Genomic DNA, 16,072 nt, shown 5'->3' on the forward strand with positions numbered 1-16,072 from the left:
TCCAGTAAGCCTAACGGCAGCATCTGTTTGGGCGTTAAGGTTTCGTTAGTTATAGCTGGCTGGTGGTTTTGACGGAGGCCAGCATGCTTTTGCAGCTTATGGCATTGTGGGGAATCGTGATCGCGGCGATCATCTGGTTCGTGCGCGATGAGCGCCGGCTAGGTGCGGAGGCGGCAAGCCATTATGCGCATGCGCCGAAATATGGGCATGTGGCCGTCGACGAGCCTGTCGCGGTGCCGGTCCCGGCGCAGCGGGTGGGCGAGCTTACCGAACCGCAGCGCAAATTCCTCAAGGCTTTCGCCGAGACGAATTAGCCGGTCCCGTTGAGGCTTGCCTTGAGCCGGGCGATGATGGCGGCGGCCTTGAGCATCAGGGCCATGTCGATATCGGCGTCGCTGGCATCGGCGGCGAGATCGGCCCAGACGGTAATCGCCAATTCGTGGGTCTGCTGCCGGTCGGCATGGGTTTCGCTGAGCACGGCGCGGACATGGCCGGTGGTGCGGCCGGCGAGCCTTGGATGAGCCGCCTTGTCGCGGACGGCGATGTCGATCAATTCTATGGTCATACTGGCCCCGAACGGGAGCCCCCATGCCGCAATCTACCGGCAGGGCCTTCCCGAGGCCTTAACGCTCGCCGGGGAAGAAATGTTTCTCCACAATTTTAGCTTTCGCGGTGCCGTGGCGGCCAATCACACCTTGACGGGGTGTTCGACGCGGCCGACATCGCCGAAGAGGCGCAGATAACGCGCGATTTCCTCGGGTGAGCCGGTCGCCTTGGCGGGGTTATCCGACAGTTTGACGGCCGGCCTTCCATTGGTTTCGCTGACCTTGGCGACGATGGAAATCGGATCGAGCCCCGGATTGGGGCCGTCGGGCACGCAGCCCTCGAAGTCATTGGTGAGATTGGTGCCCCAGCCGAAGGCCATGCGCACCTTGCCGTCGAAATGGAGATAGGCCTCCTCGATCATGTCGACATCGAGCCCGTCGGAGAAGATCAGGAGCTTGTCGCGCGGATCGCGGCCGCGGCTCTTCCACCAGGCGATGATGCGTTCGCCGCCTTCGATGGCCGGCGCGCTGTCGGGGCGGAAGCCGGTCCAGTCGGCGACCCAATCGGGGGCGTGCTTGAGGAACGAATCGGTGCCGAAGGCATCGGGCAGCACGATCTTGAGATTGCCGCCATAGTAGCTCTCCCAATCCTGCAGCACCTGATAGGGCGCGGCCATCAGCGCCGCGTCTGACTTCGCCAGCGCGGCCAGCACCATGGGCAGTTCATGGGCATTGGTGCCCAAAGCCTCGAGGTCGTTATCCATGGCCAGCTTGACGTTTGACGTGCCGGTGAAATTGTCGCCGATGCCTTCCTTGAGCGCCTCGACGCACCAGCGCTGCCAGAGGAACGAGTGGCGGCGGCGGGTGCCGAAATCGGAAATGCGCAGATCGGGCAGCTTTTGCAGGCGCTCGACCTTTTCCCACATCTTGGCCTTGGCGCGGGCATAGAGCACGTCGAGCGTGAAGGGGCCGTAATGCTTCATCGCCGCCCGGCTGCGCAGCTCATTGATGATGGCGAGGGCCGGGATTTCCCACATCGACGTTTCGAGCCAGAGGCCGGGAAATTCCAGCACGAACTGGCCGTCCTGCTTTTCGAGGGCGTATTCGGGCAGCCGGAAATCCTCGAGCCATTTGAGGAAGGCCGGCTCGAAAATCTGCTTGGAACCGTAGAAGCTGTTACCCGCCAGCCAGATCATTTCCTTCTTGGAAAAGCGCAGGGTGCGGGCGTGGTCGAGTTGGGCGCGCAGTTCGTCGATGTCGATCTCGTCGGCCAGCCGCACCGATCTGGTGCGGTTGATCAGCGAGAAAGTGGCATTGACCCTGGGATAGAGCCCCCAGACCATCTGCAGCATCAGCAGCTTATAGAAGTCGGTATCGAGCAGGCTGCGGACGATCGGGTCGAGCTTCCAGGTGTGGTTATACACCCGTCGGGCAATGTCGGTATAAGTCGCCATAGGTGTCCCCACTTCGCGGCAAGGGTTCTAGCGCGCGACGCGGGGGTTTGGAAAGGCGGGATGGGGGGAAGGCGTTCGGCTGGGGCCTTACCTCGCCCCTCCGGGGAGAGCTCGGCGGCGTAGCCGACGGGTGAGGGGTGTTTGCCGGGTGCGGTGCGGGAGGAGAGACCCCTCACCCGACCCTTCGGGTCGACCTCCCCCCGGAGGGGCGAGGTGAGAGAGAGCTCAATCTCCCAGTTGAAACCGCTCGAACCGACCCAGCGCTTCGTCGATCGCAGCCTTGCCTTCAGCACCGACGTCTTCGAACCAGGTCTCCCGCTGAGTGAGCAGCTTGCCCGCCATACGGTCGGTCTTGAGATCGAGGGCAGCGACGATGCGATCGCCCATGAGAATCGGCAGGGCGAAATAGCCGAATCGTCTTTTGGCGGCCGGGACATAGGCCTCAAAAACATGGTCGTAGCCAAAGAACAGCCTGAGGCGCTTGCGCTGGATGATCAGCGGATCGAAGGGTGAGAGGATATGGACCAGGGTCGGCGGTTCGCTGGCGGCGGCATCGAGGGTTTGGGGTTCGGCCCAGTGCGGGATTTTTTCGGCGCCTTCGATGGTGATGGGGACGAGCAGCTTGCGGCGGACGCGGCTGTCGATGAGATCCTTGACCGCCTTCTTGCTCGGCGCATCGAGATGGCAGATCGAATCGAGGCTGACGACGCCCTGGCTGCGCAGGGCACGGTCGAGCTTGTAGGCGGTGACCTGCCGCTCGGTGGCGGCTTTGGGCTGGCCGGCCCAGCCGAAATGGCGCGGCATCAGGTCGTAGGTCTTGAGCATCCCCTGGCGCGCCGAAACAGTGGCCAGGCCTTGATAGAACATGATCTCCAGCACCCGCTTGCTCGGCTTGCGGCTGGCCCAGAGATGGGTCTTTTCGACCAGTTCATCATCGCCGATATCGCGAATGGAGAGCGGGCCCTCGCTGCGCAGGCGCTTGAGCATCTTCTTGACTTCGTCAGGGGTCACCGAGCCAAACCAGCGGCTGGGCGTCTCGCGGTAGAGCTTCATTGATGGCACGAAGAGCGGCAGATCGGCCACCGGTACATAGCTCAGCGCATGGGTCCAGTATTCGAATACGGATTTGTCGATGGACTGCGCCTGGGCGAGATGAGCCCGGCGATAAGCGGGAATGCGGGACCACAGGATGTGGTGGTGGCAGCGCTCGATGACGTTGATGGTATCGATCTGCACGTAGCCGAGATGGGCGATGGCGGCGGGCGTCGCAGCGGGCGCGTCACCGAAGGGCGCGGCGGAATCGAGCCGCTGGGCGCGGATCCACAAGTGGCGGGCGCGGTTCGTTTCGAGGGTGAGGGGAGCTTTGGGCAAGGCCGAATCCGAATCTGCAGCGTGACTAGAAGAACGGAGCGCCATGGAAGCGTCAATTCATGGCAGGAGCGCCGCTTGATTTTATATAACTAATAAGGTATATAACCTTATAGATATTGATGGGAGGCCGAGATGCGGAGACTGTTTGGGAGCCTGGTTCTGGGCTCCATCCTGATGGCGACGACGATGGAGGGTGCTATGGCGGAGACACTCAACCTGACGGTGACCCGCGTGATCGATGCGCCGGCAGAGGTGGTGTGGCGGGCGTTGACCGAAGCCGAGGCGATCAAGCAATGGTGGGGACCGCAAGGGTTCACGGCGCCGATCGTCGAAACCGATGTGCGAGTGGGCGGCGCGACGCTGGTCTGCATGACGGCGCCGGGCTTCCCGATGATGTGTAATAGCTGGACCTATACCGAACTGTTGTCCAATGAACGGATCGCGTTCGACAATGGCTGGGTCGACGAAAGCGGCAAGGTGATCGACCCCGCGAGCATGGGCCTGCCGCCAGACATTCCTACTGTGGTGCCGCATGTGCTTGAGCTCAAGCCAATGCCCGATGGCAAGACGGAGCTCAGCTGGAGCGAATTCGGCTATGCATCGGCCGAGACGGTGGCGCTGTCGAAGATGGGGCTGGAGTCGGTGCTCGACAAACTGGTGGCGAGCCTGCGCTAGGCCGCCTGTTTGATGCCGGCCTTGCAGCCGGAGGCTTGCAGCGCTTCGGCCGCCACGGCGACGAACAGGCGGCGGAACCACAAGGCGCGGCCATCGGCCTGGTCGACGCGGCGATAGAGCATGGTCACCGGTTCGGACGGCAGGGGCATGGGCGGCTCGGCGAGGGCCAGTCCATGCAGATTGGCCATGCAGCGGGCGATCGATTCGGGAACGGTGGCCAATGCCGGCATGGCGCTGAGCGCAGTGGGCAGCGAGGAGAAGCGCGGCACCGTGGCCACGACCGAGCGCTGGTGGCCGGCGCGGCGCAAGGCATCGTCGATATCGGTCGCGGTGCTGCCGGCGAAGGACACCACCACATGGGCGAAGCGCGCGAAATCGTCGAGGCCCAGCGGGCCGTCGAGTTGCACCTGCCTGGGATCGTAGATGCACATCAGCGATTGATCGAAGAGCGGCGCCTTGACGTGCCAGGAGGATGGCTCGCCATGTACCGAGACAGAAAAGTCGAAGGCGCCGTCATCGAGCATGCGCGACGCCTCGCGGGTATCGGAGGCAATGCCGATCAGCCGTGATAGTGGCGCCAGATGGCGTAGGCGGGCCGCCAGCGGGCCGAAAAACGCGGTTTCGAGGTTGTCGCACATGCCGATGCGGAACTCGCCTGCCCAGCTTGCGGGATCGAAGGCCGCCGGTGGGCGGATGGCCTGCTCGATGCCCGAAAGAGCCGCCTCGATCGCCGGGGCGATGGCCAGCGCCCGCGGCGTCGGCTGCAGGCCGCGCCCTACCCGGACGAACAATTCGTCGTCGAGCGTCTCGCGCAGGCGCTTGAGCGCGGCCGAGAGGCCGGGCTGGCCCACCAGCAGGCGCTCGGCGGCGCGGCTGACATTGCGCTCCTGCATCAGTACGGAAAAGCTGAGCAGCAGGTTGAGATCGATCTTGCGGAGCAGTGTGTCATTCATCATGGCCAGTGATAGGTGCCATGCCTACTATCAATTTGCAATATGGCCCGACCGTGTACAGTTTGCCGTCCCTTGGCCGTTGGCGCACTCCTCCCGCGCCGCCGGCCCGCTGAAAAGGGACATGACTGCAATGAGCACTCCAACAATGCGGGGCGCTGCCGGACTGGCTTTGCTGCTGCTCTGCACCGCCAACTTTCTCGACGCCATGGACGTTTCGACCATCGGCGTCGCCCTGCCCGCCATCCAGACCGAACTGGGCCTGGAGGCTACCTCGCTGCAATGGGCGGTCAGCGCCTATGTGCTGGGCTATGGTGGCTTCCTGCTGTTGGGCGGCCGCGTCGCCGATATCTTCGGCCACCGTCGGGTCTTTCTCTGGGGCCTGGCGGTCTTTGCCGCCGCCAGCCTTTCCGGCGGTTTCGTCGATAGCGGGCCGACGCTGATCGCGGCGCGCCTCGTCAAGGGCATATCGGCGGCCTTCACCGCGCCGGCGGCGCTGGCGCTGCTGCTGTCGGTGTTCGGCGAAGGACCCGCCCGTGCCAAGGCGCTGGGGCTGTTTGCCTCCACCGGGGCGGCCGGCTATGTGCTCGGCATGGTGCTGGGCGGCGTGGCAACAATCGTCAGCTGGCGCGCCACGCTGGTTATGGGCGCCCCGGTCGCCCTGCTGACGCTGGCACTGGCGCCGTTCGTACTGCCCGCCGACAAGCGGCGGAGCGGACCGCGCCCGAGCTTTGACTGGGCCGGCGCCATCACCATCACGCCGGGCCTGCTGCTCTTCGTCTTCGGCATCACGAATGCCGCGTCCGAAGGCTGGGGGGCAACGCCCACCTGGGGCGCGCTGGTTGGTGCTGCAGCCCTGATTGCGCTCTTCTTCGTAGTCGAGACCCGGCACAGCGACCCCATGGTGCCGCTCGCGATCTTCCGGAAGGCCAAGCTCAGCCATGCCAATATCGTGGCCGGGCTGTTCCAGGGCGTCTATGTCGGCTTCCAGTTCGTGGCGACGCTCTACTACCAGAACGTGGTGGGCTGGTCGGCGCTGATCACCGGGCTCTCCTTTGCGTTTGGTGGCGTCTGCGTGATGGTGCTGGCGCCGCGCTTCGCCACAATGGCGCAGAAGCACGGCGCCACGGGACTGATGACGCTGGGTACGGCGCTGATGGCGCTGGGTTATGTGGTCTGGGTGCTGGGACTAGCCCGGCTCGATCCAATCCTCCTCGCCGCGCTGTCTCAGGTGCCGATGGGGGTTGGCTACGCCATGACCTATCCGTCGGTGCAGGTCGCGGCCCTCTCGGACGTCAAGGAGGACCAGTCGGGCCTCGCCTCGGGCCTCTTGTTTGCCGCCTTCCAGATCGGCGGCGGTATCGTGCTGGCCGCTGCCTCGGCAGTGTTCGCCGCAGCGCCCGGCGCCGGCTGGGACACCTATGCCGCCGGCGCGGCGTTCGTCGCGGCCCTGTCGGTGTTCACGTTGCTGGTGGCGGCGCTGGGGCCGCGCGACCGCCGCATGCCGGCGGCGGTGGGCCAGCCGGCCGAGTAGCAACGCGCAATGGCCGTCCGGCGTCATGCCGGGCGGCCTATAGGCGCTTCCGGGCAGGTCGTGGTGGTGCCGACATCGTATCGTTCGGGATCGGCCTGGCTGCGGAGAATGTAGGCATATTGCATGGCCGGAGCTAAGCCGGACATCAGGCAAGGTCAAGTCGGGTATGTGCTGAGATCGGTCCGTCTTCGTTGCTGCGCAACTACGACGCGACAGCCTTCGCTTCTGAGAAGTCCGCTAAGTCTCAGCTTAGCCACGAAGGCTTGCCGAGCCGAAGCTGCAACGCAGCGAAGGCTGGTGGAGCCTAGCGGGATCGAACCGCTGACCTCTTGCATGCCATGCAAGCGCTCTCCCAGCTGAGCTAAGGCCCCATTCCATTGGGTCTTTGGAGGGCATTTGCCGTCCGAAGCGAGGCGGAACCTATTGGATGATCCGTCCCCTTGCAAGTGTCTAAATGACACTTTTTCGTTCAGCCGGCTGACGCGGTCAGCCGGCTGAAAAACCTATTCAAATCAACGGTCTTCGTCGCCGCCGACGTCAAAGCCGAGCTCGTCGTCCTCGTCTTCATCTTCCTCGAGGAACACATCGGCCTCGTCGTCGCCGAGTTCTTCGTCGACCTCGACGTCCTCGACATCAGGAATGTCCTCGTCGCCGGCTTCTTCGGCATCGGCGTCTTCAAGGCTGACGATCTCGGGGGCCGCGACATCGGCGACCTCCTCTTCGATTTCTTCTTCGTCCTCGACCTCGGCCTTGCGGGCAATGGGCGCCGCCTTGCTGACCAGGATCTGCTCGAAATAGGAGCGCGGATAGCTCTTGCCGGTATAGGGCGAGACAATCGGGTCCATATTCAGGTCGTAGAACTTCTTGCCCGTCTCGGGATCGGTACGTTTGGTGCCGCGTTCGGAACTGGCCATCGATGTTCCTCGTCGTAAGGTTTGCGGGGCCAGAAATCCTAAGACCTGCCCCGGTTCGGTCAGTCCGGTTATGGGCAAACCCGGCCACTGTCAAACCGAAAATGTGGAGAGCTGCCTCTCGCGGGCGAGGGGTAGTGGCATTGCCGCGCCGGGCCATGCTAAAGCCAGCTCACCCATGACCGACACCATTACAGAGATTCCCGCCAGTCCCGTCCCGCTTGCCAGCCATGGCGCCGACCCGCTCACGGGGCGCTTTGTCACGCCCGGAGACAAGGCCATATCGCATGGCGCGCTGGTGCTGGGCGCGCTGGCGGTGGGTCGCACAACCATCGAGGGCCTGCTGGAATCCGCCGAGGTCATGGCCATGGCCGTGGCCCTGCGCCAGCTGGGGGTGCGCATCGAGGCCTCGGGCGGGGCGTGGTATGTGCATGGGCTGGGCGTGGGGGGCCTGCTGGCGCCAGCGGCGCGGCTGGATCTCAAGAATTCCGACATTGGACTGGATTTGCTGCTGGGTCTTGTAGCGCCCTACAGCTTTGCCAGCCGTTTCACCGGGGGGCCGGCCCTGATGCGGCGGCCGTTGCGGGCATTGCTCGAGGCGCTGGAGCCGATCGGCGTCGCCATCGAGGAATCGGTCGATAGCGGATTGCCGCTCACCCTGCGTGGCCCGACGGCGCCCCTGCCGGTCCAGCAGGTGATGGCAGCGCCGTCCGAGCCGATCAAATCGGCTTTGCTGCTGGCGGCAGCCCAGATGGCGGGAACCAGCACGGTGGTCGAGCCGGTGCCGACGCGCGACCATATCGAAAAGCTGCTGGCCGCGTTCGGCGCCACCATCGGCACAACCGCCGATGAAGCCGGTGCGACAACCATCAGCATTACCGGGCTCACCGAATTGCGCCCATGCCATGTTCAAGTGCCGGGCGATCCCACATCGGCCGCCTATCCACTGGTAGCGGCGCTGATCGTGCCGGGCTCCGACCTGCTGGTAGAAAATGTGCTGGTCAACCCCACCCGCACCGGCCTCATCGACACGCTGCTCGAAATGGGCGGCGATATCCAGTTTATCAACCAGCGCGAGATCGCCGGCGAACATGTCGCCGACTTGCGGGTCCGCTCCTCCCGTCTCAAGGGCATACGGATCGCGGCCGACCATGCCGCCATCATGCTCGACGACATTCCTGCCCTGGCCATGGCGGCGGCCTATGCGCAGGGCGAGACGGTGATCGAGGGGCTCGCCGAACTGCGCCAGGGGGAGCGCGACCGCCTCGCCGCGCTTGCGGCGGGTCTGGCCGCCAGCAAGGTGACGGTTGCCGAGGGCGACACGAGCCTCACCATAGGCGGGGAAGGCAAGGTCGAGGGGGGCGGCATGGTGATCAGCCGGGGCGACTCCGCCATTGCCATGAGTTTTCTGGTGCTGGGGCTGGCCAGCCGGCACCGGGTGAGCCTGGACGATACCAGCGCCATCGCCGAACACTTTCCCGGCTTCGTGACCGCCTTGACCGCAGTCGGCGCCCGGTTCGAACCCGTGAAAGGACGATCGTCATGATCATCGCCGTCGACGGCCCCGCCGCCTCTGGCAAGGGCACGCTGGCCTCGGGCCTGGCCCGCCACTACAACCTGCCCTATCTCGATACCGGCCTGCTCTACCGCGCCGTCGGACGCGCCGTTGAGGCTTATGAGAATTCACCCGAATTCGAACAGCGCGCCATCACCGCCGCGCAGACGCTGGACGAGAGCGACATCGAACCCGAGTATCTTCTGTCGTCCAAGGTCGGTACGCTGGCCAGCAAGGTGGCGGTGATCGGGCTGGTGCGGGCGGCCCTGTTCGATTATCAGCGGGACTTCGCCACCCAGGAGGGCGGCGCGGTGCTCGACGGGCGCGATATCGGCACAGTCATCGCCCCCGAAGCCGATGTGAAGCTGTTCATCCAGGCCGATTCAAAGTCCCGCATGGAGCGCCGGGCCCGCCAGCTCGAGGCACGTGGCCAGGTGGTTGACCGCTATGCGCTCTATCACCAGATAGAAGAGCGGGATGCGCGTGACATGCTCAACCCCAATGGCGGCTTCTACAAAGCGGACGACGCGCACTTGCTCGATACGACGCTTCTCGATATAGAAGCCGCACTCCGCGCAGCCATCGCGATTGTCGATGGGACCATGGCGCGCAAGGCAGGGCTGTAAAGGCTCAAATCCAACCTTGTGCGGTTCGGCCCCGGCAATCATCCAGCGAAGCCACCGGACACTACCGCAAATCAACCTCTCGATCGGGCGTTCGCGCGCCGGCATCCTCGTTTCGTGCGAGATGGCAAACCTCGATCCTAACCCCAGCCACCGGTGCATCGGAGATGATATTTGGCACAGCAAACTGTGACGAAAGAAGATTTTGAATCCCTTTTGATGGACTCGTTTGTCGACAACGAGCCTTTGGAAGGCGCCGTCGTCAAGGGCACGGTCGTCGCGATCGAAAAGGACCTGGCGATCATCGACGTCGGTCTCAAGACCGAAGGCCGTATCGCGCTGAAGGAATTCGGCCAGGCTGGCCGTGACGGCACCATCAAGGTGGGTTCCATCGTCGAGGTCTATGTCGACCGCGTCGAGAACGCTGCCGGCGAGGCTGTCCTCAGCCGCGAGAAGGCCCGCCGCGAAGAGAGCTGGGTCAAGCTCGAAGAAATGTACAACAACAATGAGCGCGTTGAAGGCACCATCTTCAACCAGGTCAAGGGCGGCTTCACGGTCGACCTCGAAGGCGCCGTTGCGTTCCTGCCGCGCAGCCAGGTCGATATCCGCCCGATCCGCGATATCGCTCCGCTGATGAACGTGCTGCAGCCGTTCCAGATCCTCAAGATGGACAAGCGTCGCGGCAATATCGTCGTGTCGCGTCGTGCCATTCTCGAAGAGTCGCGCGCCGAACAGCGTTCGGAAATCGTCCAGCAGCTCGAAGAGGGCCAGGTTGTCGACGGCGTGGTCAAGAACATCACCGATTACGGTGCGTTCGTTGATCTCGGCGGCATTGACGGCCTGCTGCACGTCACCGACATCGCATGGCGTCGCGTGAACCACCCGTCCGAAGTGCTGACGATCGGCGAGACCATCAAGGTCCAGATCGTCCGTATCAACCACGAGTCTCATCGTATCTCGCTCGGCATGAAGCAGCTTCAGGCCGATCCGTGGGATGGCATCGAAGCCAAGTATCCGATCGAGGCCAAGTTCACCGGCCGCGTCACCAACATCACCGACTACGGTGCTTTTGTTGAACTCGAGCCCGGCATCGAAGGCCTGATCCACGTCTCGGAAATGAGCTGGACCAAGAAGAACGTCCACCCCGGCAAGATCGTGTCGACCTCCCAGGAAGTCGAAGTCGTCGTGCTGGAAGTGGATCCGGACAAGCGCCGCATCTCGCTCGGCCTCAAGCAGACCCTGGCCAATCCATGGGAAAGCTTCGCCGAGAAGTTCCCGGTCGGTTCGGTCATCGAAGGCGAAGTCAAGAACAAGACCGAATTCGGTCTGTTCATCGGCCTCGACGGCGATGTGGACGGCATGGTTCACCTTTCCGACCTCGACTGGCAGAAGTCGGGCGAAGTGGCCCTGGAAGACTACAACCGCGGTGACATGGTTTCGGCCAAGGTCCTCGATGTTGACGTCGAAAAGGAACGCATCAGCCTGGGCATCAAGCAGCTCTCGGCTGGCGAAGCCTCTGCGGCCTCGGGCGACACCGGCGAGACCGGCGGCATCCGCAAGGGCGCTGTCGTGACCGGCACCGTCATCGAAGTCAACGATGGGGGCATCGAAGTCCGCATCGCCGACACCGAGATGACCGCGTTCATCCGTCGTGCCGATCTCAGCCGCGACCGCAACGACCAGCGCCCGGAGCGTTTCTCCAAGGGCGAAAAGGTCGACGCACGCGTCACCCAGTACGATCGCAAGACCAGCCGCATCCAGCTTTCCATCAAGGCGCTCGAAATCGCCGAGGAAAAGGAAGCTGTCGCCAATTACGGTTCGTCCGATTCGGGCGCATCGCTGGGCGACATCCTGGGCGCTGCCCTCAAGGGCCGCGAAGAGAAGTAATTCTCGCCGATCGCCAAACTTCAGGCCCGCGCTTCACAGCGCGGGCCTTTTGCTTTTTAAGGAGTGGATGAACATAGCAATGCACTGGCGCGCCCTGACCACGCTTGACCTGCCGGCAGTCGAGGCAATCGCAGCGATCGTGCATCCCACCTTTCCCGAGGACACGGCGGTGTTTGCCGAACGCCAGCGCCTCTATCCGGAGGGGACGCGGCTGCTTGAACTCGACGGCAAGCCGTCGGGCTATATCCTCTCCCATCCTTGGCGGTTCGCAGAGCTGCCAGCGCTCAATGCACTGTTGGGTGTACTTCCCGCCGATGCCGATACCTATTATCTGCACGACCTGGCTTTGCTGCCCTCAGCGCGCGGCACCGGGGCCGCTGCCATGATCGTGGGCGACATGTTGCGCCACGCCCGGGCGGCAGGTTTTGCCAATGTCAGCCTCGTGGCGGTGAATGGTTCGCTGCCCTTCTGGTACAAGCATGGTTTCCGCGCCGAGGCCCGGCCCGAACTGGCCGACAAGCTCAATAGCTATGAACACGCCGCCCGGTTCATGGTTCGGCGCTTCTGACTTGCCAAGCCGGCCGCCCGGCCCTACGCGACTGCACCGCCCACGCATGAGGCTAAAATGACCGACCAGCCCGTTTCCGAATCATCGCGCCCGCTTGACGCGCATGGTGTGATCGCCGCCGAGACTTATCGCCGCTCACGCGGACTCTGGCGCGTGCTGACCTTTATCGCGCTGGCCATCGCTGTCATCGTGGGCCTGGGCCGCTTTGCCCTGCCCCAGAGTCCGACGGGCGACTATGTGGCGCGGCTGGTGATCGATGGCGCCATCGCTACCGATCCGGGCCGGCTGCGGACCATCGAAGCGCTGGCCGAGGACGGCGCGGTCAAGGCGGTGATTGTCGCCATCAACTCGCCCGGCGGCACGACCGCTGGCGGCGAGGAGCTCTATGAGGCGCTGGGGCAGTTGCGCGCCAGCAAGCCGACCGTCGCGGTCATCAAGGAACTGGGCGCCTCGGCCGCCTATATGACCGCCATCGCCACTGACCATATCTTTGCCCGCAGGCTTTCCATCGTCGGCTCCATCGGCGTGCTGTACCAGCACGTCAATGCCGGCAAGCTGCTGGAAACCATCGGCGTCGATCTCGACAAGGTGGCTTCGGGGCCGCTCAAGGCGGAACCGGACTTCGATGAGCCGCTCGAGGGCGCCCCGCGCGCCTCCATCGCGGCCCTGGTCGATGACAGCTTCCAGTGGTTCGTCGACGTCGTCGCCGAACGGCGCGGCCTGACGCGTCCCGCGACGCTGGCACTGGCCGATGGCCGCATCGTCACCGGCCGGGTCGGCATGGAAGCCGGCCTGATCGACGCCATTGGCGGGGAAGTCGAGGCCATTGCGTGGCTTGAGGCGGAACGTGATGTGCCCACCGATCTGGAAGTCAAGACAGTGTGGCCCGAGCCGGAACTGGGCCTTGACCTGCTTGGAATCTTCCTAAACGGGCAGGCGCGCGCCGCGCTTGGCCTGCCCGATGGGCCCATCACGCTTGACGGGCTGGTCTCGCTTTGGCAGGTTGGCTCGCACTCCTGATATTGGGAGTAGGGACGGCCTCGCAACTGGAGCCAGGGATGATCAAGTCGGAACTCGTCGAGAAGCTCGCGGCGGAAAATCCACATCTGTTCCAGCGGGATATCGAGAATATCGTCAACGCCATCCTCGACGAGATCGGGGACGCCATGGCGCGCGGCGACCGTGTCGAGCTGCGCGGCTTTGGTGCCTTCTCGGTCAAGAACCGCCCGGCCCGCATCGGGCGCAATCCGCGCACCGGCGAGCAGGTCGATGTGGGCGAGAAATACGTGCCGCAATTCAAGGCCGGCAAGGAAATCCGCGAGCGGCTCAACCGTTCGTAACGGGGCCAGGGCTCCATAGGCACCAGACATATGGTCAATAAAATTGTCGGTTGGGTGGTGCTTGTTCCGCTTTGCCTGGGACTGATCGTTTTTGCCCTCGCCAACCGGCATTTTGTCGCGATCAATTTCAATCCCTTTGCGCCGGTCGAGAGCGCCGTCGCCCCCGGTTATGGGGTGCCGCTCTTCGTGGTGCTTTACGTAGTGCTGCTGGTGGGGGTGCTGCTGGGCGGCACCGCCACCTGGTTTGCGCAGGCCCGCCACCGCCGGGGCGAAAAGCACTGGCGGCGCGAGGCCCACCAGCTCAATGGCGAGCTGGAAACGTTGCGGCGGCACCAGGGCCAGGCTATTGCCGGCCCGCAGGCCGAAGTCGATGACCTGCTGGAGCTGCGCTGAGCAACCCATGGCCGATCCCCTGATTATCAAGATTTGCGGCATCAAGACTCCCGATATCCTGGACGCTGCCATCGCGGCCGGCGCCGATATGGTCGGGTTCATGCATTTCTCGCGCTCGCCCCGCCATGCCACGATCGAAGAGATCGGCTCGCTGATTTCGGCGGCGCGCGGCCGCGTCGAGACCTGCGTGGTGCTGGTCAATCCCGACAATAGCTGCGTGGCCGAAGTGGCGGCGCTGGGGCCTGACTGGATCCAGCTGCACGGACCCGAAAGCCCGCATCGCGTCGAGGCCATTCGCGCCGAGGCGGGGGTCGAGATCATCAAGGCCCTGCCCATCGGTTCGGCCGAGGACGTGGCCCATGTCGCCGATTTCGTCGAAGTCGCCGACCGCATCCTGGTCGATGCCAAGCCGCCCAAGGGCGCCGACCGGCCGGGTGGGCTGGGCGAAACCTTCGACTGGACCCTGCTCAAGGCGCTTGACCCGTCCATCCCCTTCATGCTTTCCGGTGGCCTGACACCGCAGACGGTGGCAGAGGCGATCAGGACGGTCCGGCCGTTCGGCGTGGATGTGTCCTCGGGCGTGGAGTCTGCGCCCGGCGTCAAGGACCGGCAGATGATCGAAGCGTTCATCCGAAACGCCCGCGCCGCCGTGTAAGCCAAAGCCCCCCGGTCTCCATTGGCCGGATGCGGCCAGATATCGAAGGATGGACCGCGTGGATACCGAAGGCCTCAATTCCCTGCGCAACGGCCCCGACGACCAGGGTCGCTTCGGCCTTTATGGCGGACGCTTCGTTGCCGAAACACTGATGCCGCTGATCCTCGACCTCGAGGCGCATTACCGCGCCGCCAAGATCGATCCGGCGTTCAAGGCCGAGCTGGATGACCTCTCGGTGCACTATGCCGGCCGGCCCAGCCCGCTCTATTTCGCCAAGCGGTTGACCGAGCATCTGGGCGGGGCGAAAGTCTGGTTCAAGCGCGAGGAGCTCAACCATACCGGCTCCCACAAGATCAACAATTGCCTGGGCCAGATTCTATTGGCCAAACGCATGGGCAAGACGCGGGTGATTGCCGAAACCGGCGCCGGCCAGCATGGCGTGGCCACGGCCACCGTCTGCGCCAAGTTCGACCTGCCCTGCACCATTTTCATGGGCGCCACCGATGTCGAGCGGCAGATGCCCAATGTGCTGCGCATGAAGATGCTGGGCGCCGAAGTGCGGCCGGTGACGGCCGGCGCCGGCACGCTCAAGGACGCGATGAACGAGGCCTTGCGCGACTGGGTCACCAATGTCGACACGACCTATTACCTGATCGGCACGGCGGCGGGGCCGCATCCCTATCCGGAGATGGTGCGCGACTTTCAATCGGTGATCGGCACCGAGCTCAAGGCGCAGTTCAAGGAGACCGAGGGCAAGCTGCCCGACGCGGTGGTCGCCTGCGTCGGTGGCGGCTCCAACGCCATCGGCAGCTTCCACGCCTTTCTCGATGATCCCGAAGTCGCACTATACGGCGCCGAGGCGGGCGGACACGGCATCGACACCGAGAACGGCCATGCCGCGAGCATGACCGGCGGCCGCCCCGGCGTGCTGCATGGCAACCGCACCTATCTGCTGCAGGACAGCGACGGGCAGATCCTGGAAGGCCATTCCATTTCGGCCGGGCTCGACTATCCCGGCGTTGGCCCGGAACATGCATTCCTGCATGACAGCAAACGCGTGACCTATGCGCCGATCACCGACAATGAGGCGCTCGACGCCTTCCAGCTGTGCACGCGGCTCGAAGGCATCATTCCGGCACTGGAATCGGCGCATGGGCTGGCGCAGCTGATGAAGGTCGCCGCGACTATGGGCAAGGATCAATCGATCGTGCTGTGCCTGTCCGGGCGCGGCGACAAGGACGTCGAGAGCGTCGGCAAATATCTGGGGCTGCTGTAGTCATGTCGCGTATCGAAAAGCGTTTCGCCGAGGTCAAGGCCGCCGGCCGGCCGGCCCTTGTCACCTTTGTCATGGGTGGCGACCCTGACCTTGCAACGGGTCAGGCGATCCTTGAGGCGCTGCCGCAGGCGGGCGCCGACATTATCGAGCTGGGCATGCCGTTTTCCGACCCTATGGCCGATGGCGTAGCCATCCAGCTGGGCGGACAGCGCGCGCTGGCCGCGGGCCAGACGCTGCGCGGCGTGCTCGGCATGGTGGAGGATTTCCGCCGCAAGGACGAGACTACGCCCATCGTGCTGATGGGCTATTACAACCCCATCTACATTTTCGGCGTC

At 64.2% G+C, this 16,072-nt stretch carries 18 protein-coding genes and 1 tRNA gene; 13 read left to right on the forward strand and 6 right to left on the reverse strand.

Features of this window, described 5'->3' with window-relative positions; translation table 11 throughout:
* The first annotated feature begins 83 nt into the window (after nt 1-83).
* Nucleotides 84-314 (forward strand): hypothetical protein, encoded by a 231-nt coding sequence (locus V6M52_RS19470; protein WP_332702654.1) that lies wholly within the window; start codon nt 84-86, stop codon nt 312-314.
* On the opposite strand, the gene V6M52_RS19475 is transcribed toward V6M52_RS19470, so the two are convergent.
* From V6M52_RS19475 to V6M52_RS19485, 3 genes are all read right to left on the reverse strand, one after another.
* A complete protein-coding gene (locus V6M52_RS19475) occupies nt 311-565 on the reverse strand; it encodes a hypothetical protein (protein ID WP_332702656.1) in 255 nt (84 codons plus the stop codon). The two genes, V6M52_RS19470 and V6M52_RS19475, sit on opposite strands and share 4 nt — an antisense overlap.
* Nucleotides 566-688: 123 nt before the next feature.
* A complete protein-coding gene (gene pncB, locus V6M52_RS19480; RefSeq protein ID WP_332702658.1) occupies nt 689-1,999 on the reverse strand; it encodes a nicotinate phosphoribosyltransferase in 1,311 nt (436 codons plus the stop codon).
* Nucleotides 2,000-2,224: 225 nt separating this feature from the next.
* Complete coding sequence (locus V6M52_RS19485) at nt 2,225-3,415, reverse strand: winged helix-turn-helix domain-containing protein (RefSeq protein WP_442881894.1); 1,191 nt, start codon at nt 3,413-3,415, stop codon at nt 2,225-2,227.
* Nucleotides 3,416-3,502: 87 nt separating this feature from the next.
* On the opposite strand from V6M52_RS19485, the gene V6M52_RS19490 reads away from it, so the two are divergent.
* Nucleotides 3,503-4,045: an SRPBCC family protein gene (locus tag V6M52_RS19490; protein ID WP_332702662.1), complete on the forward strand. Its 543-nt coding sequence runs from the start codon at nt 3,503-3,505 to the stop codon at nt 4,043-4,045.
* Here the strand turns inward: V6M52_RS19490 and V6M52_RS19495 are convergent.
* Entirely contained in the window at nt 4,042-5,001 is a 960-nt protein-coding gene (locus V6M52_RS19495) for a LysR family transcriptional regulator (protein ID WP_332702664.1), read from the reverse strand. The two genes, V6M52_RS19490 and V6M52_RS19495, sit on opposite strands and share 4 nt — an antisense overlap.
* Nucleotides 5,002-5,128: 127 nt before the next feature.
* Between V6M52_RS19495 and V6M52_RS19500 the strand changes: the two genes are divergently transcribed.
* On the forward strand, nt 5,129-6,529 hold the full coding sequence (locus V6M52_RS19500; protein ID WP_332702666.1) for an MFS transporter: 1,401 nt from the start codon (nt 5,129-5,131) through the stop codon (nt 6,527-6,529).
* Nucleotides 6,530-6,824: 295 nt separating this feature from the next.
* Here V6M52_RS19500 and V6M52_RS19505 read toward each other — a convergent pair.
* Both V6M52_RS19505 and V6M52_RS19510 read right to left on the reverse strand, forming a co-directional pair.
* A tRNA-Ala gene (locus V6M52_RS19505) sits at nt 6,825-6,900 on the reverse strand.
* Between the two features lie 141 nt (nt 6,901-7,041).
* The gene (locus tag V6M52_RS19510) at nt 7,042-7,443 is read right to left on the reverse strand and encodes a TIGR02300 family protein (protein ID WP_332688654.1); all 402 of its coding nucleotides are present in this window, start codon (nt 7,441-7,443) and stop codon (nt 7,042-7,044) included.
* A gap of 175 nt (nt 7,444-7,618) precedes the next feature.
* Between V6M52_RS19510 and aroA the strand changes: the two genes are divergently transcribed.
* The 10 genes from aroA to trpA all read left to right on the forward strand — a co-directional run.
* The gene (aroA, locus tag V6M52_RS19515; RefSeq protein ID WP_332702668.1) at nt 7,619-8,986 is read left to right on the forward strand and encodes a 3-phosphoshikimate 1-carboxyvinyltransferase; all 1,368 of its coding nucleotides are present in this window, start codon (nt 7,619-7,621) and stop codon (nt 8,984-8,986) included.
* Nucleotides 8,983-9,621: a (d)CMP kinase gene (locus V6M52_RS19520; RefSeq protein WP_332702670.1), complete on the forward strand. Its 639-nt coding sequence runs from the start codon at nt 8,983-8,985 to the stop codon at nt 9,619-9,621. Before aroA ends, V6M52_RS19520 begins: the two co-directional genes overlap by 4 nt.
* A 171-nt stretch (nt 9,622-9,792) precedes the next feature.
* Nucleotides 9,793-11,505, forward strand: a complete 1,713-nt coding sequence (gene rpsA / locus V6M52_RS19525) for a 30S ribosomal protein S1 (RefSeq protein WP_332702672.1) — start codon at nt 9,793-9,795, stop codon at nt 11,503-11,505.
* 67 nt (nt 11,506-11,572) lie between these two features.
* Nucleotides 11,573-12,073: a GNAT family N-acetyltransferase gene (locus V6M52_RS19530; RefSeq protein ID WP_332702674.1), complete on the forward strand. Its 501-nt coding sequence runs from the start codon at nt 11,573-11,575 to the stop codon at nt 12,071-12,073.
* A 57-nt stretch (nt 12,074-12,130) separates the two neighbouring features.
* Nucleotides 12,131-13,093 carry a signal peptide peptidase SppA gene (gene sppA, locus V6M52_RS19535; protein ID WP_332688644.1) on the forward strand — a complete coding sequence of 321 codons (963 nt, stop codon included), beginning with the start codon at nt 12,131-12,133 and terminating at the stop codon, nt 13,091-13,093.
* A 38-nt stretch (nt 13,094-13,131) separates the two neighbouring features.
* Nucleotides 13,132-13,413 carry an integration host factor subunit beta gene (locus V6M52_RS19540; RefSeq protein WP_146291309.1) on the forward strand — a complete coding sequence of 94 codons (282 nt, stop codon included), beginning with the start codon at nt 13,132-13,134 and terminating at the stop codon, nt 13,411-13,413.
* Between the two features lie 30 nt (nt 13,414-13,443).
* A complete protein-coding gene (locus V6M52_RS19545; RefSeq protein WP_332702676.1) occupies nt 13,444-13,806 on the forward strand; it encodes a lipopolysaccharide assembly protein LapA domain-containing protein in 363 nt (120 codons plus the stop codon).
* Nucleotides 13,807-13,813: 7 nt separating this feature from the next.
* Entirely contained in the window at nt 13,814-14,461 is a 648-nt protein-coding gene (locus V6M52_RS19550; RefSeq protein ID WP_332702678.1) for a phosphoribosylanthranilate isomerase, read from the forward strand.
* A gap of 58 nt (nt 14,462-14,519) precedes the next feature.
* A complete protein-coding gene (trpB, locus tag V6M52_RS19555) occupies nt 14,520-15,737 on the forward strand; it encodes a tryptophan synthase subunit beta (RefSeq protein ID WP_332702680.1) in 1,218 nt (405 codons plus the stop codon).
* A gap of 2 nt (nt 15,738-15,739) precedes the next feature.
* A partial coding sequence (gene trpA, locus V6M52_RS19560) for a tryptophan synthase subunit alpha (RefSeq protein WP_332702682.1) occupies nt 15,740-16,072 on the forward strand: 333 nt, incomplete at its 3' end.

The organism is Devosia sp. (assembly GCF_036676215.1).
GTDB lineage: Bacteria > Pseudomonadota > Alphaproteobacteria > Rhizobiales > Devosiaceae > Devosia.